The organism is Aquamicrobium terrae (genome assembly GCF_040545735.1).
Classification (GTDB): Bacteria; Pseudomonadota; Alphaproteobacteria; order Rhizobiales; family Rhizobiaceae; genus Mesorhizobium; species Mesorhizobium terrae_A.
The window spans coordinates 180697-202113 of record NZ_JBEPML010000004.1 but is presented as its reverse complement, the minus strand read 5'-3'; the positions used below and the strand labels follow the sequence as shown (position 1 = coordinate 202113).

Sequence of the window (21417 nt, the reverse complement as noted above, 5' to 3'; positions counted from 1 at the left end):
TGACCCTGCCGGATCATTCCTTGGAGACGGGCGCGAGGGGGTTGGAGTCGAAGCTCGGCCCCAGCCTGTAGCCCTTGACGTTGCCGCGCACCCCGGCGACCTCGATCTGCTGGAAGATCATGACGAAGGGGCTGGTCTCCAGCGCCTCCTGCTGCAGCTTCTGGTACAGTTCCGCGCGCTTGTCGTTGTCGCGCTCCAGAAGTGCGGCCTGCACCTGCTTGGTCAGCTCCGGAATGTCCCAGGCATTGCGCCATGCCAGCGACTTCACCGCCGCATCGTCGCTGTTGTCCGGATTGGAGGTGAAGGCGTCGGCGTTGGTGTTCGGGTCCCAGTAATCCATGCCCCACTGGCCGATATACATGTCGTGGTTGCGGGCACGGTACTTGGTCAGCGTCTGCTTGCCGTCGCCGGGGATGATCTCGATCTTCACGCCGGCCTGTGCGGCGGTTTGCTGGAAGGATTCGGCGATGCCAGTCACCGGCTGCGTGTTGCGCACGTCGAAGGTGACGGAGAAGCCGTCCTTCAGCCCTGCCTTCTCCAGCAGTTCCTTGGCCTTGGCCACGTCGAAGGTGTAGGGGTTGGACTCCAGTGCGCCGAGCACGCCCTTGACCTGATAGGTCTGGTGGATCTCGCCGATGCCCTTGAGCAGGGTAGCACCGATGGCGTCGTAATCGACCAGATATTTGAACGCCTCGCGGACCTCTGGCTTGGCAAGGTTCTCGTTCTTCTGGTTGAGGCTGATGTAATAGACCGTGCCCTTCGGCGCGCTGGTCGAGGCAAGCTCGGTGTTCTTCTGCACGGCCTCCAGGTCGCCGGGCTCCAGATTGCGGGCGACATCGACGTCGCCGGCCTCGAGCATCAGGCGCTGCGTGGCGCTTTCCTTGACGTGGCGGTAGATGACGCGGGCGAGCGCCGGCTTCTCGCCATAGTAGTTGTCGTTGCGCTCCAGCACGACGAGTTCGTTGGCGCGCCAGTCGCGGATCTTGAACGGACCCGAGCCGGCATAGTTGGTCTTCATCCATGCATAGCCGAAGTCGGTGTCGTATTTGTAGTCGTCGCTCGGCGTGGTGGCCTGCGCATGCTCCATCACCAGCTTCTTGTCGAGCACGGCGCCCACCGTGGCGGTGAGGCAGTTGAGCACGAAGCTCGGCGCATAGGGCTTGTCGACGGTGAAGACGAAGGTGGTATCGTCCACCGCCTTGGCCTTTTCGGCGACATTGTCGCCGGTCAGCCCGAACTGGGTGAGGATGAAGGCCGGGCTCTTGTCGAGCTTGACGACGCGCTCGAACGACCAGGCGACGTCCTCGGCGGTGATCGGATTGCCGGAGGCGAACTTGATGCCCGGCTTTAGCTTGAAGGTGTAAGTCAAGCCGTCGTCGGAGATTTCCCAGCTCTCGGCGATGCCGGGCTTGACCTTGGTGGTGTCGTCGATGTCGAGGCGCACCAGCATGTTATAGGTGTTGCCGATGAACTCGGCCGGCGACAGCTCGAAGGATTCGGCCGGGTCGAGCGTGATGGTGTCGTCGATGGCCCAGGCCTGGACCAGCGTGTCGGCCGGTGTCGCTGCCGATGCGGGCGCAAAACCGCCGGCGACGAGCAGCAGCGACATGGCCGCGCCTGCGAACAGCGGACGAAAACGCGTGTTGATTCTTCCCATATTCATTCCAGCTTCCCCGTTTCTGACGAGCTTTCTTCTTGGAACCCGATGCAAGTCGAGGCACTTGAAACTGTAACAAGTGCCATTGCCGAAGTTCAATCACGTTATAGCCGCAAAAGACAGCCCCTGCGTTATCGATCCTGTTGACTCAAGGTCAACCGAAAAACCCACCCTACCTTTCCGGCACGGTGGGCCAGGGACCCAGCATATCGGTTCCGGGAAGCGGAGATCTCAGCCGCCGGCACCGGTGAGCGAGGCGCCGTAGCTCGCCAGCGATGCGCGATAGGCCGCCATGTCGGCAATTGGCCGGGTGGCGACGCCGGTGTCCATCGCCGCCTGCGCCACCGCCGACGACACGTCCACGATGAGGCGTGGGTCGAAAGGCTTGGGCAGGATGTAATCCGGCCCGAAGCTCATGCCGCTGGCGCCATAGGCCGCCAGAACGCAGTCCAGCGGCTGCGCCTTGGCGAGTGCGGCGATGGCCTCGGCGCAGGCCCGCTTCATCGGCTCGTTGATCTCGGTTGCCCCGACATCGAGCGCGCCGCGAAAAATGAAGGGGAAGCACAGGACGTTGTTCACCTGATTGGGATAGTCGGAGCGGCCGGTGGCGACGATGGCGTCGCCGCGCACCGCATGCACCGCCTCCGGCCGGATTTCGGGCTCGGGATTGGCCATGGCCATGATCAGCGGGCGCGGCGCCATGGTGGCGATCATTTCGGGCGTGACCGCCCCTGCCGAGGACAGGCCGATGAAGATGTCGGCTCCTTTCAGCGCATCGGCAAGGGTGCGCGCGCCGGTATTGCAGGCATGGGCCTGCTTGTAGCGATCGGGGTTGGCGTCGCGGCCCTTGTAGATGACGCCCTTGCGGTCGCAGGCGACGATGTTGCGCTTGTCGGCGCCGAAGCCGACGAGCAGGTCGAGGCAGGCCAGGGCCGCGGCGCCGGCACCGTTGACGACGATGCGCACTTCGCCGATCGCCTTGCCCACCACCTCCAGCGCGTTGAGCACTGCCGCCATGCACACGATGGCCGTGCCGTGCTGGTCGTCATGGAAGACCGGGATCGCCATGCGCCGGCGCAGCCGCTGTTCGATCTCGAAGCATTCAGGAGCCTTGATGTCTTCCAGGTTGATGCCGCCGAAGGTCGGCTCCAGCGCCTCGACCACGTTGCAGAAGGCGTCGATCTCGGTGGGCGAAACCTCGATGTCGAACACGTCGATGCCGGCGAAGCGCTTGAACAGCGCCGCCTTGCCCTCCATCACCGGCTTGGAGGCCAGCGGCCCGATATTTCCGAGCCCCAGAACCGCCGTGCCGTTGGTGATCACCGCGACGAGGTTGCCGCGCATCGTATAGGCGTGTGCCTGACCGGGGTCAGCCGCGATCTCCTCGCAGGGAATGGCGACGCCGGGGCTGTAGGCAAGCGCCAGATCGCGCTGCGTGGTCATCGGCTTGGTCACCGATATCTGGAACTTCCCCCTCGGCAGCGCCGCGTGATAGGCGAGCGCATCCTGCCGCAACTGATCGTTCATGGACTGGCCTTTCGTGTCGAAACAGGGCGGCGGCGGGCAGGCGCGGGAAGGTCCCACGCATGGTCGCGGCAGTAAAAGCGGATTTTGGTTCGGGTACGGCCGGGCTCAGACGAGACGGTAGAGCAGCGGCCGGCCGTCCTTGAGGCGGCGGATGTTTTCGAATTCGCGCGCCCGTGCCGCAACGTCGTTCGAGGCGACACCGCCGGCAATGTGCGGGCTGAGGATGACGTTCGCCTGCGGGTGCTCGCGGGCAAGGCTGAGCAGCGGGCTATCGAGCGGCGCAGGTTCATAGACGAACCCGTCCGAGGCGACGCCGGCAAGGCGGCCGTCCAGCACCGCCTCGGCCACGTCCGCCTCCTTCAGCACCGTCGAGGCGCCGGTCGAGACGAGGAAGGCGCCGGGCTTCATCCTGTCTATGTAGGCGCGGTCGATGGACTCCCCTGCCCCCGGGCTGTGCGGCGTCAGCAGACACAGGAAATCGCTGCGAGCGCGGATGGCGTCGAGATCGGCATAGGCGATACCTAGCTCGGCTTCCACCGCCTCGGGCAGGCGGTTCCGCTTGTAGTAGAGCACCTCGCAGCCGAACCCTTGCAGGCGGCGGGCCACGTCGGCGCCGATCTCGCCGAGGCCGACGATGCCGACCGTGGAGTCGGCCAGCGTGCGCATGCCGGTGCGCCCGGTCCAGTTATAGGCGAAATAATTCTCGTCGCATTTGCGCGGCTGAGGCCAATCGCCGGGCTGGAGCATGGCATGGGCGGCCTCGCGATAGGTCTTGGCGAGCGCCAGGACCTGCATCACCACATGCTCGGAAACCAGCGTGCTGACCAGCAGGGGAGAAAAGCACAGCGCCGCTCCCGCGCGCTCGACCGCCGCGACGTCGATGTCGTGCGTGAAGCGGCCGAGCCGCTGGACGAGGCGCAGCTTGCGGCCCGCCTCGACGATGCCGGCGTCGATGACGCCGCTGCGTTCCGTGATCAGCACCTCGGCATCCGCGATGTTGGCCAGGATGCTGTCGCGGCTCGGCGCCTCCAGCATGGTCATGTCGAGGAAATCCGGTGCCGCCTGCATGGCGATCTTCTGATGGCGCGGAGCCCGGTTCGTCAGAAACAGTGCCTTCATCTTCTTTTCCCCAAACGTGACGGGCCGGTGGCCCCATACAGGTCGGCCCGAGGCCAACCGCTCAGGCCATCGCCACCGCGTCGATCTCGATCTGGAAGCCGTGATGCAGCTTGCCGGTGGGCACGAAGACCCGGGCGGGCCGGTGTTCGCCGAAATAGCTGCGGTAGATTTCGTTGACCTTGTCCCAGTTCGACACGCTCTCGGCATAGATCGTCACCTTGACGACCTGGTCCAGCGCCGAGCCGGCGGCTTCCAGCACCGCCTTCAGGTTGGCGAGCACGATTTCGGTCTGGGCGGCGAGGTCGCGCACGACGATCTCGTGATCGTCGTGGCGCACACCCAGAATGCCGGAAACGAAGACCATGCCGTTGGCCTTCACCGCCTGGGAATAGTGGCCGAAGGGGTGTGGCGCGCGATCCGTTTGAATGAGTTCCATGTCGTTCTCCCGCGCGCCGCCCGTCCGTCCGTTTACCTGACGGTTGCCGCCCCGGCTTCGGCCACCTGATGGTCCTGCTGCGGCAGCACGCCGGAAATGCCGACTGCGCCCACCACCTGGCCGCCGGCCACCAGCGGCACGCCGCCCTTGACCGGCGTGGCGCCGGGCAGCGCCAGCATCGCCAGACGCTCGGCGATGCGGTCCTCCATGGGTCCGGTCGGGCCACGGAACATCGCGGCGGTGCGCGCTTTCTCGTACGCGATGCGGGCGGTCGCCGGCGAGGCGCCGTCCATGCGCTCGTAGAGGATCGGATGACCGCCGGCATCGACCACTGACACGCTTATCTTCCAGCCATTGGCTGCCGCCTCCTTCTGGGCGGCCTCGACCACGGCGCGCGCATCTGCCAGTTCGAGCTGCTTGGTTTCGATCATTTCATATCCTCCATATCGTTCGCTTCAAGCCGTCAGGCTTTTTCCCAGTTCCTGTGCGGCGGCGGCCTCCAGCGCGATTTTGGCGACCGCGAGATCCTGCAAGGCCACGCCGGTTCCGTCGAAGACCGTCACCTCGTCATCCGAGGCGCGGCCCAACCGCTCCCCGACGATGACCCTGCCGATTTGGCAGATGGCATCGCGTCGGAGCCGGCCGGCAGCGAAGGCATGCTGTGCTTCGCCAATGCTGATCGACTGCTCCACCTCGTCGGTGAAAACCGAGCCGAGCGCAAGGATTTCCGGATCGAGTTCCTGCTTTCCACGGGTATCTGTGCCCATGCAGGCGATATGCGTGCCGGGCCTGATCCATCCGGCCTCCAGATGCGCGCTGGCGGCCGAGGTGATGGTGATGATGACATCGGCGCTGGCGCACAGTTCCTGCGGTGTTACCGCCCGGAACGGCAGGCCGAGATCGGCGGCGGTGCGCTCCAGGTTGGGCAGCATGTCGGCGTGAAAATTCCAGCCGACGATCTCACGGAATTTCCTCCGGCGCACCGCGGCCTCGAGCTGGAAGCGGGATTGGAAGCCGGCCCCGACGATGCCGAGGACCTCGGTGTCCTGCCTTGCCAGCAGGTCGATGGACAACGCGCTGGCGGCGGCCGTGCGCACGGCGGTCAGCCAGTTGGCGGCCACCGCCGCCAGCGGCTGGCCGGTGTCCGCATCGAACAGGGTGATGGTCGACTGGTGGTTGGTCAGGCCGCGTTCTTCGTTTCCGGGCCAGTAGCCCCCGGATTTCAGGCCGAGGATCTTGCCCAGCCGGTCGAAGCCCGACTTGATGCCATAGACCGCGCCGGCATGGCCGAGGTCCTCGCGCACCACCGGAAAATTGCGGGCCTCGCCGCGCGCGATCGAGGCGAACACCTCGCGCACCGCGCCGAAGGCGTTCTCATGGCCGACGAGGGCGCGGGCATCCTGTTCCGAAAGATACAGCATCGGCCCGCTCAATAGGCCTTGCCGCGCGCGCTGACCGGCCACACCAGCTCGACCTTGCCGCCGCGCACGCCGACATACCAGTCGTAGATGTTGCAGGTCGGGTCGCAGTGGCCGGGCACCAGCCGCAGCCTGTCGTTGACCTTCAGTACGCCATCCGGATCGTCGATGACGCCGTGTTCGTCGGAGCACTTCACATAGGTCACGTCGTCACGGCCGAAGACTAGCGGCAGGCCGCTGTCGACCGACTGCGACTTCAGGCCGGCGTCGCATACCGCCTTGCCGGGCTTCGCGTGGCTCATGACGGTGGTGAGGATGAACAGCGCGTTTTCCCACTCGCCCTGGTCGATGCGGCGGCCGTCCTTGTCGAGGATGCGGCCGTAGTCGGCGTCCATGAAGGCGTAGGAGCCGCACTGGAGCTCATTGTAGACGCCCGAGGTTCCCTCGAAATAATAGGAACCGGTGCCGGCCCCGCCGACGATGTCGCAATCGAGGCCGGCCGCCTTCAGCGCGGCGATAACATCCTTCACCAGGGCGATGGCGACGTCGATCTTGGCCTTGCGGTCCTCGTATTTGTCCATGTGCTGCATGGCGCCCTGATAGGCCTGCAAGCCGGAGAATTTCAGGCCGGGCGCGGCGTCGATGGCGCGCGCGATCTCCACCACCGCCTGCGGTGTGGTGACGCCGCAACGCCCCGCGCCGCAATCGACCTCGACGATGCATTCGATGGTGGTGCCGTGCTTCACGGCCGCCGCCGACAGGTCGGCGACATTCGGCAGATGGTCGACGCACACGATGGTGCGCGCGCCGAGGTTCGGCAGCCGCGCCAGCCGGTCGATCTTGGCCGGGTCGGTGACCTCGTTGGAAACGAGGATGTCCTTGATGCCGCCGCGGGCGAAGACCTCCGCCTCCGACACCTTCTGGCAGCAGACGCCGCAGGCGCCGCCCAGCTTCTCCTGAAGTTTCGCCACATCGACGGACTTGTGCATCTTACCGTGGACGCGGTGGCGCACGCCCATTTCCCTTGCGATGTCCCCCATCTTGACGATGTTGCGCTCCAGCGCATCGAGATCGAGGATCAGGCACGGGGTCTGGATATCGGCCTCGTCCATGCCCGGAACGGCGGGGATGTCGTAGCCGACGTCGAGAGTGGCGAAGTCCACATGTGCGTTCATTGAAGGCTCCAGCTTGAAACTGCGGCGATGCCGTTCGTCAGGACCTGCCCCAGGGCAGTCTTTCGAGGTCGACATTGCCTCCGGTTACGATCACCCCGACCCGCTTGCCGCGGAATATGTCGGGGTTCCTGAGAATAGCGGCGAGCGGCACCGCGCTCGATGGCTCGATGACGATCTTCATGCGCTTCCACACGAGCTGCATGGCGGCGACGATCTCGTCCTCGCCGGCGGTGAGGATATCGGTGACGTGGTTCTTCACGAAATGCCAGGTCAGCTCCTTGAGCGGAACCTTGAGCCCGTCGGCCACCGTCTCGGGCGAGTCGTCGGCAATGATGTGGCCGGCGCGGAAGGAGCGCGCGGCATCGTCGGCCTGCTCCGGCTCGCCGGCATAGATGCGGATGCCGGGCGCTATGGGGGACAGAGTCAGGCAGGTGCCCGACACCATGCCACCGCCGCCGATGGGCGCGATCACCGCATCCAGCCCCTCGACCTGCTCGACCAGCTCGCGCGAACAGGTGCCCTGCCCGGCGATGACGCGCGGATCGTTGTAGGGGTGGACGAATTCCGCCCCGGTCTCGGCCACGACCTCGGCAAACACCGCCTCGCGGCTGGAGGTCGAGGCCTCGCATTCGACCACGCGGCCGCCATAGCCCTTCACCGCATCCTTCTTGGCCTGCGGCGCGGTGCGCGGCATGACCACGGTGCAGGGAATGCCGCGCCGGCCTGCTGCATAGGAAAGCGACAGGCCGTGATTGCCGGAGGAATGGGTGGCGACGCCCTTCCCTGCCTGTTCGGCGGAGAGACCGAACACCGCATTGGAGGCCCCGCGCGCCTTGAACGCCCCGGCCTTCTGGAAGTTCTCGCATTTGAAGAACAGGCTGGCGCCGGTAAGCGCGTCCAGATAGGCGCTGGTGAGAACCGGCGTGCGATGCACGAACGGGGCGATCCGTTCATGCGCCGCGACGACGTCGGCATAGGTGGGCAGAGCCGGGGAAGAAACGGGAGAATTCATCGCCTAGGCCGCACTGGTTTCCGCAAGATAGCGCATGGCGGTGTCGACGCCCCCCTTCTGGTGTGGGACGCCGGCAAGCTCGAAGCCCATTTCACACCCGGCCAGCGTGCCCATCAAGGTCAACTCGTTGATGTCGCCCAGATGGCCGATGCGGAACACCTTGTCGGCGACCTTGGACAGGCCAGAGCCCAGCGACATGTTGAAGTTCTTCAGCACCTTGCGCCGGTAGGCGTCGGCGCTGTGGCCCTCGGGCATCACCACGGTGGTCAGCACTGGCGAGAAATGGCGCGGCGACTGGCACAGATTCTCCATGCCCCAGGACTGGACCGCCCGGCGGGTGGCCTCGGCCAGCCGCTCATGGCGGGCGAAGACATTGTCGAGGCCCTCGGTCAGCAGCATGTCGATCGCCTTGTCGAGGCCGAACAGGAGATTGGTCGCCGGCGTGTAGGGAAAATAGCCGGTCTTGTTGATGGCGATCATCTCGGCCCAGTCCCAGTAGGAACGGCGGATGCTGGATGTCTTGGAAGCAGCCAGCGCCTTCGGCCCCACGGCGTTGAACGACAGGCCGGGCGGCAGCATCAGGCCCTTCTGGGAACCGGCCACCACGACGTCGATGCCCCATTCGTCCATGCGCAGGTCGGCGGAGCCCAGCCCGGAAATCGTATCGACCATGAGCAGCGCCGGATGGCCGGCGGCGTCGATGGCGTCGCGCACTTCCTTGATGCGCGTGGTCGAGCCGGTTGAGGTCTCGTTGTGGACCACGCACACCGCCTTGATCTCGTGGCCGGTGTCCTTGCGCAGCTCCGCCTCGATGACGTTGGGGTCGACGCCGCCGCGCCAGTTTTCACCGACGGTGATCGGCACCAGCCCGATGCGGGTGGCGAGCTTGGACCAGAGCGAGGCAAAATGGCCGGTCTCGTAGGTCATGATCTTGTCGCCCGGCGACAGCGCGTTGCAGAGCGCCGCCTCCCAGGCGCCGGTGCCCGACGACGGGTAGATGATGACGTCGTACCGGGTCTTGAAGATCTGCTTGACCTTCGACAGCACCTTGGCTCCCAACTCGCCGAATTCCGGACTGCGGTGGTCGATGACCTGTTGCGCGGTCGCGGCCAGAACAGGTTCGGGCACCGGCGAGGGCCCGGGGATCTGCAGGAAATGGCGGCCAGCTTTCGTCACTTTTCTCTCCCGACGGACATAGTGGATACCGGCACTATTCCGGCATCGGATTGACAAATCCATTGAATTAATCTTGGTAACTATTATCGAATTCGAAATTATCAGAGGACGGTCAGGCAAACGTCGCCATAATCCGCGAAAGTTGCCACGAAGCGCTGCGGATCGCGGATTTCGACGATGCCGCAATAGCTTCCGGTAATGATCACATTGCCGCGTTTCAGCCCGCCGCGCTGGCGCGCGACGTGGTTGACGGTCCAGCAGAACAAGTCGAACGGCGCCCCGAACGGATGGGCGACCTCCTCGAAGGCCCCGTCTTGCCCGGAGCCGATGGCGAGGCGCACCTGGCCGGGGTCCTGTCCGGCCCACGGCACCGGTTTGCCAACCACCAGGGCGCCATTGGCCTGCAAATCCGCCAGCTTCCACAGTGGGTCCTGCGCCGCAAGCGGCTCAAGCCGGGTCTCGAGGATTTCCAGCGCCGGCACGATGGCATCGACAAGCGCCGCGCATTCGGCCCTGTCTAGGACGGCAGCCGAAGGCGGCACGTCGCGCCCGAGCCGATAGCCCAGCTCGGCCTCCACCTGCGCCACGCCGTGGAAGCAGGCATAGTCGCCGCCGCTGTTCAGAAGCCGGCTGGCCGGGACCGGGGCGCAATAGGGCTCGGGGTCGGTCTTCGCCCGCCCCACCTTCCAGCCGCAGGCGCCGCCCAGCGCCGCAATCATCCGGTCCTGCACCTGATAGGCTTCGGCACGCGTGCCGGGACCGGACATGGCCGGCTGCGTTTTCGTTCCTTGCCGGAACTGTGCGACCAGAAGGTCGGCGGCGGCATCGGCGGAAAACGCGTTCATGTCACAACTCCGGCCATGCATAGGGTTCGAACGCCTTCTCATAGGCCTCGGCCATGGAGACCAGCAAAAGGTCGGACCGGAAGGGGCCGACGAGCTGGCAGCCGATGGGCAGGCCGGAGACGGACGGCGCCGTGGGCAGGTTGATCGCCGGCAGGCCGCCGGCATTGACGAAGGGCGTGAACACGGCATGGCCGCGCGGCCCGGCGGCGACGCCGTCGATGGTTTGCGGATGGCTTTCGGCCTTCGGCCAGGGCAGCGCGGCGACCGAGGGCGTGAGGATGAAATCGTAGCGCTCGAACAGGAGTCTGAGGTCGTTGCGGAACTCCTGCACGTCGGCCAGAAGCTGGAGATAGGCGCCCGCCCCCGCCTTGCGCCCGGCCTCCACCATCGGCAGCAGCGAGGGGGTCAGGAGGCCGGTGTCGAGCGAGCGGCTGTCCACCAGCCAGGCCAGTCCGGCCGGGCCGATCAGGTTCCAGATCGCGTTCAGCCGGTCAACGTCGAAGGGCACCTCGCCCATCTCGATGTTGTGCCCCATGCCTTCGAGCAGCTTTGCCGCGCCGGCGACGCTCTCCCGGATGTCGGGATCGACGGGGAAATCGCCGAAGGCCGGCACGTAGAGGATGCGGCACCGATGCCCGTTCTTCGGGGCGGCGCTGCGCTCCTCGTCGGAGAAGGCGAAGGAGGCGCGGTCGGCCGGGTGGCGGTGCGCCGCCAGCGACAGCACGGCGCGCATGTCGCCGGCCGAACGGGCGATGACACCCATCGTCTCGAAATCGCCCAGCAGGGGCGGCAGACCGTCGGCGCGGCCGACGAAGCCGGGGCTGGGCTTCAGCCCGTAAAGGCCGGTATGGGCGCAGGGACGGCGGATGGAGCCGCCGCCGTCGGTGGCCATGGCGGCCACGCCCATGCCGCTGGCGACCGCCGCCACCGCGCCGCCGCTCGAACCGCCGGGCGTCAGGCGCGGAGCCCACGGATTGCCGGTGGCGCCGAAGACGAGATTGTCGGTGAAGCCCTGCAAGGTGAATTCCGGCACGTTGGTCTTGCCCAGGATGCCGATGCCTGCGCCGCGCAGATGGGCGATCGGCGACTCGTCACGCTCGGGCACGTAATCGGCATGGGTGCGGCTGCCCCAGGTGCAGCGCAGGCCGCGGACGGGGATGTTGTCCTTGACGGTGATGAACACGCCGTCGAGGGCGCTGCGCGGGGTCCGGTCCTTCCACCTTTGCGTGCTCTGGCGGGCAACCTGGCGCGCTTCCTCCTCGTTTTCGGTGACGATCGCGTTAAGGGCCGGATTGACCGCCGCGATCCGCACCAGGGTGCTGTCGAGCACGTCTTCAGGCGTGAACAACCCCTTGCGGTATCCCGCGACCGTTTCCGCGATGCCCAGGCGCCACAGATGCATCTCAGCTCACTTTCGGATTGTCGATATAGGCGATGACGTCGAACTCGACGAGCAGTTCGGGAATGCCGAAGGTGCCGGTGACGGTGGCGCGCGAAGGCAGGCAATCGCCGAAGAAGAACTTCTTGTAGGCGTTGTTCATGCCCTGGAAGTAGCGCATGTCGGACAGGTAGATCATGACGCGCGCGACATCGTCGATGGTGCCGCCGGCGGCTTCCAGAAGGTGGGTGAGGTTGGTCAGCGCCTGCACCGTCTGGGCCTCGATGTCGCCCACGCCCACCACCTTGCCTTCCACGTCGAGCGCGACGGTGGCGGTGTAGAAATGATTGCCGGCAAGGGTGGCCTGCGAATGCGGGTTCGGCGAGGTGAGTACCTTGGGCGAATAGACGATTTGCTTGCCCATATCGAATTCCTTTCGTGGTTACGATTCCGGATTTGGTTGTTGGGAGACCGCCTCGGCTTCGAGGTCGAGGATGAGCTGGGCGAGAACCCGCGAACCGCTGCCTGTCGGTCCTTGCGGCATCAGCGCGCCGTCCTGCCGGTTCCAGCAGGTGTTGTAGAGGTCGAGATGCAGCCAGGGATGCTCGCCCACGAAATGGGAGAGGAAGGCGGCCGCCACCGGCGTGCTGCCGTTCTGCCCGGTGGTGGAGAAGTTGCGCAGGTCGGCGACCGGGCTTTTCAGGAAGGTTCGGTACTCAGGCCATAGCGGCAGCCGCCAAACCTTTTCGCCCGCCTGTCGGTCGGCCTGTTCCAGCCGGCCGAACCAGCGGTCGTCATTGGCGAAGGTGCCGATGCCGAGCGGCCCGAAGATGCCGAGCGAGGCTCCGGTGAGCGTGGCAAGGTCGATGACGGCAGCCGGCTGCAACCCGGCGGCATAGTGCAGCGCATCGGCCAGGATCAGCCGTCCCTCGGCGTCGGTGTTGATGATCTCGACCGTGGTCCCGCTGGCCATGCGGATCACGTCGCTGGGGCGCATGGCGTCGGGACCGGGCATGTTCTCGACCACGGCGAAGACGGCCGTGACGGGAAAGCGTGGCTGCAATTCAGCGATCATGGCCATGGCGCCGAACACCGCCGCCCCGCCGCCCATGTCGGCCTTCATGTGGTCCATGTCCTCTGCCTTCTTCAGCGAAATGCCGCCGCTGTCGAAGGTCACCGTCTTGCCGACCAGCACCAGCGGCTTCGCCGCACCGGCCATGCCGGCCGGATGCCAGTCCATGCGGATCAGGAACGGTGCGTGGCGGCTGCCGGCGGCGACCGTCATGAGACCGGCCATGCCGGCGGCTTCCAGTTCCTTACGTCCCATGACCGTGAGGCCGAAGCCGGCTTTTTCCGCGAGCACCCGGCAGAGTTCGACGAAAACGGGCGGGGTCAGGATGTTGGCCGGTTCGGTGGCGAGGTCACGCGCCGAAAGTGCTGCCAGGCTGGTCAGCCAGCCGGCGCGCAGCCCGTCCGCAACCGGACCATCGGGATCTGTTGCGGCGAAGTCGATGTCCTCGATGTGCGGGCGCACGTCACGGGCCGAGCCTGCCGAGCGGAACCGGTGGTTGGCCGAGAACACCCCTTCCGCGATCGCCTGTGCAGCGGATCCATCGAGGGCGGGCAGGACGATGGTGCAGGCCGCATGGCCATGCGCCCGCATCAGGGCGACGGCTTCCGCCGCGCGCTGACGCAAAATCTGCACATCGGCATCTCCCAGCCCGGCGACCACAAGCGGATGCTCCCCGCCATCGCCGGCGACGGTCGCCGGCACTGGCCCCGCCCCGGCGCTCGCAAGGCCGGCGGCGCGCAGCCGCCGCACCGCCTCGTCCAGCCAGGCAAGTCCGAAGGCCGCGTCCTGTCCGGCGCTCGCAAAGGCGAGGACCGGGCGCGCGGAAGGCAGTCCGGACAGCGGCCGGACACAAGGAAGACCGGGCAGGTTCATGGTTCTAACCGTTGAATTCCGGCGGAAAATGTCTGCGCCAATGCGCGGCGATGTCGGCGCGCCGTGCCACCCATACGCGCTCATGCTTGCGGATATGGTCGAGGAAGCGGGCCAGCCCCCGGGCGCGGCCCGGATGCCCCACCATGCGCGGATGCAGGCCGATATTGAGCAGCTTCGGTGCGGTCTCGCCTTCCTCGTAGAGCTGGTCGAAGGCATCCGCCAGCAGGGCGAAGAACTCGTCGGCGGTCTGGATGCCGCGCGGAACCAGCTTGCAATCGTTGGTGACCAGCGAATAGGGCACGATTAGTTGGAGGCGTTCGCCGACTTTCGCCCAATAGGGGAGCTCATCGTTATAAGCATCTGAATCGTAGGAGATTCCTTCCTCCACCAGCAATTCGCGGGTGTTGACGCTCGGCCCATAGCGGCAGCACCAGCCCTCGGGCGCGCGGCCGACCGTGCGCTTCAGGCTTTCGACGGCGAGGCGGATATGGTTGCGCTCTTCCTCGCGGCTCAGCAGCCAGTGCTTTTCCCAGCGGTGGCCGTGGCAGCAGATGTCGGCACCGTTCTCGCGCAGCCGGGCGGCCAGTCCTTCATGACGCTCCAGCGCCACCGCGCAGGCGAAGGCGGTGAAGGGGAGCTTGCGCTCCTCGAACAGGCGCGTGATGCGCCACACACCGACGCGGCTGCCATATTCGTACATGGATTCGGCGGCAAGGTCGCGCCCGCCAATGCCGGTGTCCATGCCCTCGCCTTCGGTCAGCGCGGTGTCGGTCTTGGGATCCCCGTCGAGCGGCGAGTATTCGGAGCCTTCCTCGATGTTCAGCGCGAAATTGACGGCGATGCGCGCCTCGCCCGGCCAGCGGGGATGCGGCGGGCTCTCGCCATAGCCGACGAAATCCCGTTGCGGACCGGCATTCGACGGATGATCTATCATGGTGCGTCTCCTGCCTCTTGCATCAATGGGTGGGAGCGCCGGCGGCGATCCAGTCGGCGAGCAGCTTACGCTCCTCGTCGGTCATCTCGGTCATGTTGGCCGGCGGCATCACGTCGGTGGAAATCGCCACCTGCCTGATCTGCTGGGCGTGGGTCGCGGCTCTCTCGATGGTATCGATCACCACGCCCTTCGGCGGTTCCTCGAACCCCTCCATGGTTGGCTTGGCGGCATGGCAGGCGGCGCAGCGCATGTCGATGATCGAGGTCACGCGGCCGACATCCACCGCAGCGGCCTGGGCGCCGCCGTTTGCGCTGAGCAGATCGCGCGGTGCCAAAAGCACCATCGCGGCGAGCGCCAGCACAGCGCCGGCGCCGATCCAGCGCGGCTGGGCATTGCCGGCATGCATGGTGTTGAAGAAGTGGCGGATCGCGACCCCCGCCCCGCTGATGAGGATGAAGCCGAGCCAGCCATAGGCGTTGCCGTAGGTAATCGGGAAGTGGGCGGCGATCATGGCGAACACCACCGGCAGCGTGAGATAGTTGTTGTGGTAATTGCGCCGCTTGGCATCGGCCCCGACGTCGAACTTGTCGATGCTGCCGTCCTGCATGGCCTTCAGCATCTTCTTCTGGCCGGGCAGGATGACGAACCAGACATTGCCGGCCATGATCGTCGCCATGACGATGCCGGCATGCAGGTAGGCCGCCTTGCCGCTGAAGATGTGGGTGAAGGCCCAGATGGAGACGGAGATGAACAGCGCGATCACCACCGACAGCACCTTGTCGCTGGGGATGGAGCGGCACAGCACGTCATAGATCACCCAGCCGGCGATGATCGTGGTGATCGAGGCGAACACGGCCGAAACCGGATCGAGCCCGCCGGGGCGGCCCGACACCAGATTGATGCTGGCGCCCCACCAGTAGACGACGGCCAGCAGGCATGCGCCCGAGACCCAAGTGCTCAGGGATTCCCACTTCGACCATTTCAGCTTTTCGGGCACGTAGCCCGGTCCGACGGGATAGCGGCTGTAGTTGTAGATGGCGCCGCCATGGATCGACCAGAGCTGGCCGCTGACACGGTCTACGGGCGGCACCGGCGGTCGGAAGGAGCGGTCTATACGATTGAAATAAAAGGATGAACCAACCCAGGTAATGGCGGTGATGACATGCAGCCACCGCAGACCGAGATGCAACCATTCGGCAATATACGCTTCCATTATCCTGTCCTTGAATGTCTGGACGCCCGCCGAAACCGGAAGGGGATGGTGGCACTATCCGAATTGGCCACCGATGATGCAAATTCAAAAATCCCATCGATTGATAAAAATCTCGAAACACGCTAAGCCGCTTCGCGGAGGGAGGAGACCATGGTCAACATCACCCTGAAACAGCTTCGCACCTTCGTCGCCGTGGCGGAATCGGGGCGCTTCCGGCTGGCGGCGGAAACGGTCAACCTCACCCAGTCAGCGGTCAGCATCCTCATCAAGGAACTGGAGGGCCAGCTTGGCGTCATCCTGTTCGACCGCCACACGCGCTTCGTCGGCCTCACCGAGGCAGGCAAGCGGCTGTTGCCGCTGGCCATGGACATTCTGGAGCGCGTCGACGGTGCGGTCGATTCCATGGTCGACATCTCGACGCTTAAATCCGGCCGCGTCACCGTCGCATCGGCGACCGTGCTGGCTGCCACCTATCTGCCCAGCCGCATCGCCTCCTTCATGCGCAAGCACCCAGACATCCGCATCGATCTCAGGGACGTGTCGGAGGACGAGATCCGCGAATTGTTGATCAACGGCGAAGCCGACATCGGCGTCGGCACCAGCCGCTTCCTGGAGCAGGAGATCAACGAGAAGGAGCTGTTCGTCGACCACCTCGCCCTGTTCTGCCCGGCGGACGACAAGCTGGCGCATAAGAAGTTCATCTCATGGACGGACTTCAACAACCGGCCGTTCATCGCGCTGACGCCGGAGAACCCGTTGCAGCGGCGCATCGACGAGCTTCTGGAGGTGAACGGCGTCACCACCAAGCGCCAGTTCGCGGTGCGCTTCTCGACCACGCTTCTGGCACTGGTCAACGAGGGGCTCGGCATCGGCATCCTGCCGGCGGGATCGAAGGGCCTGTCGCCGATGGCCAACATCGTCATGCGCCCGATCACCGATCAGATGGTGCCACGCGCCGTGGTGGCGCTGACGCTGCGCGAACGCACGCTGAGCCCGGCCGCGCGCAGCTTCTTCCAGCACCTGACGGCGGACCCGCGCGCCTGAGCACAGCGGGCCGGCCCTGTCGGTCAGGCGAGTTCGTCGTCCTTCAGGGACAGGTAGATCAGAACGGCAAGGATAGTGACGAAGAAGCGGAAGGCATCGGGCACGCCGTTCCATTGCTGCGACATCCACATGCCGAACCATTCGCCGCCGACCGACATGAAGCCGACCTGCCAGACGAGGAAGCCGAGCGTGAGGCCCGCCACCGCAACGCCCTTGGAGCGGTTGAAGGTCGCGGCGTCGGCCCGCAGCCGCCGGGCCAGCCTGACGGCGCCGATCCAGCACAAGATGGCGGTGGCGGTCTCGGCGGCGATGATCAGCATATAGGCCGCATGCTGCAGCGCCGGGTTGGTGATGGCGCGGTACTTGATCGTGGCGTCGGGGAAGATCGTGTCCATCTCGAACACGTGGAAGACGAAATTGAAATTGGTCTGGTAGTCGGTGATGTTGCCGAAAGCGACCAGACTTGCAAAGAAGGCGATGGCGGCGACCGCAGCCACCTTCGAAGCGCGCATGATGAGCATGGTTTGAACGTCCTTCATTTCCGTCCCGGAAACGGTCCGGGATGTTGTGCATGGCCTGGCTGGCTCGAAGCGCTGGGTAGCTGACATCTACGACGATCGCCCCGCGTGCGGTAGCCCCCGGGGGATCGCCATGAAGATCAGGACTTGCCCAGCGTGCCGGCGACCAGCCGTCCCCGGTGCAGGACCACGCGTTCGCTCGCGCCACCGGCCACCAGATGCTCGATGCTCTCGCAGCGGCTGGCGACCAGATCGGCATGGGCGCCGACGCGCAGGCCATGCTCCAGCCCCATGATGGCGGCGGGCGTGTCGGTGATCATGCGGAAGGCGCGGCCGGCGGCGTCCTCGAGCAGATGCGCGGACAGGATCGTCCAGCGTGCCATCTCCAGAAGATCGCCGGAACCGACCGGCACGAACGCATCCTGAATGTTGTCCGAGGCCGTGGCGACCGGCACGCCTGCGGCCAGCAATTCGTTGACGCGGGTGAGCCCGCGCGGCACCAGCCCGTTCCGGTCCCTGCCCTGCAGGAACAGGTTGGCGGCCGGCAGCGTGCACACCGCGACCCCGGCAGCGGCGGCCGCCTCGATTGAACGCCGGGCCTCGTCGTCGGGAAAGGCCGACAGCGACGACACGTGGCTGCCGACGACCCGGCCGCCCATGCCGCGCCTTGCCGTGCAGTCGACCAGATAGTCGAACCAGCGCGCCTGCGGGTTCAGCGTCTCATCGATGTGGAGATCGACGGGAAGATCGTGCTTTTCGGCCACGTCGAGCAGCATGTCGATGTAGCGCTTCGGGTCGGGCGCCAGATTGGGTGTGCCGCCGATGCAGTCGGCGCCCGCAGCGATGGCCCGTTCGAGCAGGGCCCGCGCCGTCTCGGGATCGCCGCGCGCGGCGCTCGACGTGGCGAAGGCCACGACCTGCAGGCGGATGCGGTCGCTGCTGGCGGCGCGCAACTCGCACATCGCCTCGACGCTGCGCAGTTCCATCTCGTAGTCGAGATTGGCATGGGTACGGATGGCCGTGGTGCCCATGGCCACGCACCGGTCCAGCGTCGCCTGGGCGCGGGCCAGCAAATTCTGCCGGGTCAGGCCCTTGGAATAGGCTCTGAACGCCTCGATGGCGCCGATCAGCGTGCCGTCGGGATTGGGCGCCTCGGCGAGCGTGAAGCTTTTGTCGAGATGCTGGTGCATGTCGATGAAGCCGGGCGTGACCAGCCGTCCGTCGAGATCGGCGGACGGGATTTCGGCAGCGCCGATGCTCACATCGATCTCAAGGATGCGCCCTTCGTCGGAGATCAGGATCTCGGCCGGGTCGGTGCCGCGCACGCCGGCCGGTATGCGGGCGTTGCGCAGCAGCAGCGCAGGCGAACCGCTCACAGCCCCCGCCCCTTCCGGTTCCTTATGCATGGGTCCATCATGCCGCGGCACCCCCGATATCGACGTCGGCCGCAGTACTGGCCGCCACATGGGCACCGGCCATGAGCAGCCCGAAATGCTCGGGATCATAGGCACCGGCGTTCACCTTGCCAACGATCCGGCCGCTGTAAAGCACCACCACGCTGGTCGACAGTTCCATCAGCTCGTCCAGATCGCTGGAGATGAGCAGGACGCCCGCCCCGGCCTCGGCCGCCTCGACGAGGCGGCGACGGATATAGGCGGTGGCGGCGAAATCCAGCCCGCGCGACGGCTCATGGGCAATGATCAGCCTGGGCGCGGCCGACAGTTCGCGGCCGATGACCACCTTCTGCTGGTTGCCGCCGGAAAGATATTCGATCTTCGTGGTCACGGAGCGCGCCCGCACGTCGAACTCTCCAAGGCAGCGCTGGGCGAATTCGGCGATGGCCTTGCGGTTCAGCACGCCGCGCCGCGAGAATTGCGGCGCACCCTCGCGGCCGAGGATGAAGTTGGAGGCGATGTCCATCTCGCCTACCACCGCATGGGTGTGGCGATCCTCGGGGATGATGGCGATGCCGCTCCTGCGGCGCTGTTCAACCGAGCTGCTGCCCAGTTCCTTGCCATAGATGCCGATGGTGCCGGAGGTCACCTGCCTGAGGCCGATGATGACGTCGGCCAGTTCCGACTGGCCATTGCCGGCGACACCGGCGACGCCGAGGATCTCGCCTTCGCGCACTTCGAGGTCGATGCCGTCGAGCAGCGGCACTCCGGCGGGGTTGAGCGAGACGTCCCGCATGCCGAGCACGACCTTGCCGAGCGCGGCGGCGCTGGGCCGGTGCGCGGCCTTGACCTCTTGCGACACCATCATGCGCGCGATTTCGGCAACGCTGGATTCGCCCTTGGCGACGGTGGCGATATGGCGGCCGCCGCGCAGCACGGTGATGTGGTCGGCAAGCTCGAGCGCATGTTCGAGCTTGTGGGTGATGATGACCACCGCATAGCCCTGGTCGCGCAATTGCACCAGCATGGCGAGTAGGCGCTCGCTCTGCTGCGGGGTCAGCACCGCCGTCGGCTCGTCGAGGATCAGGATCTTGGCGCCCTGATAGAGCATCTTGAGGATCTCGACCTGCTGGCGCTGGCCGACGGAGAGCTTCTCGACCAGCTTGTCGGGAGACAGGTCGAAGCCGAACCTTTCCGTCAGTTCGCCCAGCGCCTTGCGGCAGTCGTTCCATTTGGGCGCCAGGTCGGTCCACCGGAAGGTGGGCATGATGACGTTGTCGAGGACCGAATGCTCCATCACCAGCGAAAAGTGCTGATGGACCATTCCGACCTGATGCGCGATCGCCTTCCGCGTCGTCCAGTGGGGCGTGACATCCGCCCCCCCGAACAGGATCCGTCCGAAGGTGGGCTGAAGAATGCCGTAGAGCACGTTCATCAGCGTGGACTTGCCGGCACCGTTTTCTCCCACCAGCGCATGGATCTCGCCGAACCTGAGGGTCAGGCTGACGTCGTCCAGTGCCTTGAGCGGGCCGAACTCCTTGGTGATGCCTTCCAGCCGTACCGCTTCGCTTCCGGCGATCGCTGCATTCATCGTTGCGCCCCCTGCTACTTGAACTTGTGCGGGACGACCGGCACGGTGGTCTCGCCCGCCTGATAGCGGCGCACGCTGTCCTCGATCTTGGCGATCTGTTCCGCGCTCAGCAGCTTGTCGTTCAGCGGCATGACCTTGAAGGTCTCCGCGCCGAAGGTGTGGATCTTCGGCTCGACCTTGCCGGCCACCACATCCTTGGCCAGGGCGTCGTACCAGCCGTCTATGCCGAGGATGACGCTGGTCAGCACGATGTCGGGCGCATCCTCAGCCCAGTCGGTGGCATAGCCGATGAACTTGGCCTTGCGGCTCTGCGAGGCGTCGAGGATGCCGCGGGTGCCCACGCCGGCATTGCCGAGCACGACATCGGCGCCGCGCTGGATCTGCAATGCGGTCACCTCGCGGGCGCGGGGAATGTTGGTCCAGTCACCGGAAATGGCATGCAGGAATTCGACGTCCGGGTTGGCAGCCTTTGCCCCCTCGATGATGCCGCTGAACATGTCCTCGACCGCCTTGACCGGCAGGCCGGCGACACCGGCGATCTTGTTGCTTTGGGTCGACTGCGCCGCGATCAGGCCGTTGATGATGCCATAGGCGAAGAAGTCCGGCTCATAGGCGACGACGTTCTGGGACTCGGGCAGCGTGCTGGTCGTGGACAGCATGGCGAAGATGGTGTCGGGATAGTTTGGCGCCACCTGGTCCCAGGCCTTGTACTGGCCGCTGGAGGTGAAGACCACGACCTGGTAGCCGGCCTTGGCGTAGTTCTCGGCGGTGCCGGCGATCAGCGGGAACGGCACGTTCTCGGCGATGGTCACGTCCCAGCCATAGCCGTCGATCAGCTTACGCACGCCCTGGTAGTGGCCGCGGTCCCAGCCGTTGACGGAAGCCGGGTTGCTGACGCCGAAGATGACCGCTGCCTTGATCTTGTCCTGCGCTGCCGCCGGCGTGGCGGCCAGCGCGCCGGCAAGCACCAGTCCGGCAGCTATGTGCCAGAGGCGTTTGCCCATGTTTTTCAGGAATGTACCCATCTTCTCTCTC

General features: G+C 65.8%; 19 protein-coding genes and 1 pseudogene. 1 reads left to right on the top strand and 19 read right to left on the bottom strand.

What is annotated here, in order from left to right:
• Positions 1 to 13: 13 nt before the first annotated feature.
• The 15 genes and pseudogenes from ABID37_RS08060 to ABID37_RS07990 all read right to left on the bottom strand — a co-directional run bounded on the left by ABID37_RS08060 (position 14) and on the right by ABID37_RS07990 (position 15835).
• Positions 14 to 1657, bottom strand: a complete 1644-nt coding sequence (locus tag ABID37_RS08060) for an ABC transporter substrate-binding protein (protein WP_354193878.1) — start codon at positions 1655 to 1657, stop codon at positions 14 to 16.
• Between the two features lie 282 nt (positions 1658 to 1939).
• A pseudogene (locus ABID37_RS08055) lies at positions 1940 to 3184 on the bottom strand (malic enzyme-like NAD(P)-binding protein); the annotation flags it as partial.
• 105 nt (positions 3185 to 3289) lie between these two features.
• Positions 3290 to 4303 (bottom strand): NAD(P)-dependent oxidoreductase, encoded by a 1014-nt coding sequence (locus ABID37_RS08050; protein ID WP_354193737.1) that lies wholly within the window; start codon positions 4301 to 4303, stop codon positions 3290 to 3292.
• Between the two features lie 61 nt (positions 4304 to 4364).
• Positions 4365 to 4739, bottom strand: a complete 375-nt coding sequence (locus ABID37_RS08045; protein WP_354193736.1) for a RidA family protein — start codon at positions 4737 to 4739, stop codon at positions 4365 to 4367.
• A 32-nt stretch (positions 4740 to 4771) separates the two neighbouring features.
• Positions 4772 to 5170, bottom strand: coding sequence for a GlcG/HbpS family heme-binding protein (locus ABID37_RS08040; protein ID WP_354193735.1), 399 nt, complete (start codon positions 5168 to 5170; stop codon positions 4772 to 4774).
• Positions 5171 to 5194: 24 nt separating this feature from the next.
• Positions 5195 to 6160, bottom strand: a complete 966-nt coding sequence (locus ABID37_RS08035; protein WP_354193734.1) for an ornithine cyclodeaminase family protein — start codon at positions 6158 to 6160, stop codon at positions 5195 to 5197.
• A gap of 8 nt (positions 6161 to 6168) precedes the next feature.
• The gene (gene bhcC / locus ABID37_RS08030) at positions 6169 to 7332 is read right to left on the bottom strand and encodes a 3-hydroxy-D-aspartate aldolase BhcC (RefSeq protein ID WP_354193733.1); all 1164 of its coding nucleotides are present in this window, start codon (positions 7330 to 7332) and stop codon (positions 6169 to 6171) included.
• Positions 7333 to 7369: 37 nt separating this feature from the next.
• Positions 7370 to 8344, bottom strand: a complete 975-nt coding sequence (gene bhcB, locus ABID37_RS08025) for a beta-hydroxyaspartate dehydratase BhcB (RefSeq protein ID WP_354193732.1) — start codon at positions 8342 to 8344, stop codon at positions 7370 to 7372.
• A 3-nt stretch (positions 8345 to 8347) separates the two neighbouring features.
• Positions 8348 to 9520: a pyridoxal-phosphate-dependent aminotransferase family protein gene (locus ABID37_RS08020; protein WP_354193731.1), complete on the bottom strand. Its 1173-nt coding sequence runs from the start codon at positions 9518 to 9520 to the stop codon at positions 8348 to 8350.
• 101 nt (positions 9521 to 9621) lie between these two features.
• Positions 9622 to 10365, bottom strand: a complete 744-nt coding sequence (locus ABID37_RS08015; protein WP_354193730.1) for a hypothetical protein — start codon at positions 10363 to 10365, stop codon at positions 9622 to 9624.
• 1 nt (position 10366) lies between these two features.
• Positions 10367 to 11767: an amidase gene (locus ABID37_RS08010; protein ID WP_354193729.1), complete on the bottom strand. Its 1401-nt coding sequence runs from the start codon at positions 11765 to 11767 to the stop codon at positions 10367 to 10369.
• Position 11768: 1 nt separating this feature from the next.
• Positions 11769 to 12167, bottom strand: coding sequence for a RidA family protein (locus tag ABID37_RS08005; RefSeq protein ID WP_354193728.1), 399 nt, complete (start codon positions 12165 to 12167; stop codon positions 11769 to 11771).
• An 18-nt stretch (positions 12168 to 12185) separates the two neighbouring features.
• Positions 12186 to 13688: a leucyl aminopeptidase family protein gene (locus ABID37_RS08000; RefSeq protein WP_354193727.1), complete on the bottom strand. Its 1503-nt coding sequence runs from the start codon at positions 13686 to 13688 to the stop codon at positions 12186 to 12188.
• A 4-nt stretch (positions 13689 to 13692) separates the two neighbouring features.
• The gene (locus ABID37_RS07995; protein WP_354193726.1) at positions 13693 to 14622 is read right to left on the bottom strand and encodes a polysaccharide deacetylase family protein; all 930 of its coding nucleotides are present in this window, start codon (positions 14620 to 14622) and stop codon (positions 13693 to 13695) included.
• A 22-nt stretch (positions 14623 to 14644) separates the two neighbouring features.
• A complete protein-coding gene (locus ABID37_RS07990; RefSeq protein WP_354193725.1) occupies positions 14645 to 15835 on the bottom strand; it encodes a urate hydroxylase PuuD in 1191 nt (396 codons plus the stop codon).
• A 150-nt stretch (positions 15836 to 15985) separates the two neighbouring features.
• Between ABID37_RS07990 and ABID37_RS07985 the strand changes: the two genes are divergently transcribed.
• Positions 15986 to 16879: a LysR family transcriptional regulator gene (locus ABID37_RS07985; protein WP_354193724.1), complete on the top strand. Its 894-nt coding sequence runs from the start codon at positions 15986 to 15988 to the stop codon at positions 16877 to 16879.
• Between the two features lie 23 nt (positions 16880 to 16902).
• Here the strand turns inward: ABID37_RS07985 and ABID37_RS07980 are convergent, their stop codons facing one another.
• The 4 genes from ABID37_RS07980 to ABID37_RS07965 form a co-directional block, all read right to left on the bottom strand.
• Complete coding sequence (locus ABID37_RS07980) at positions 16903 to 17400, bottom strand: DUF2165 family protein (protein ID WP_354193877.1); 498 nt, start codon at positions 17398 to 17400, stop codon at positions 16903 to 16905.
• A 137-nt stretch (positions 17401 to 17537) separates the two neighbouring features.
• Entirely contained in the window at positions 17538 to 18803 is a 1266-nt protein-coding gene (locus tag ABID37_RS07975; protein WP_354193723.1) for an amidohydrolase family protein, read from the bottom strand.
• Positions 18804 to 18810: 7 nt separating this feature from the next.
• Entirely contained in the window at positions 18811 to 20382 is a 1572-nt protein-coding gene (locus ABID37_RS07970; RefSeq protein ID WP_354193722.1) for an ABC transporter ATP-binding protein, read from the bottom strand.
• Between the two features lie 14 nt (positions 20383 to 20396).
• Entirely contained in the window at positions 20397 to 21407 is a 1011-nt protein-coding gene (locus ABID37_RS07965; protein ID WP_354193721.1) for a BMP family protein, read from the bottom strand.
• Positions 21408 to 21417: the final 10 nt, after the last annotated feature.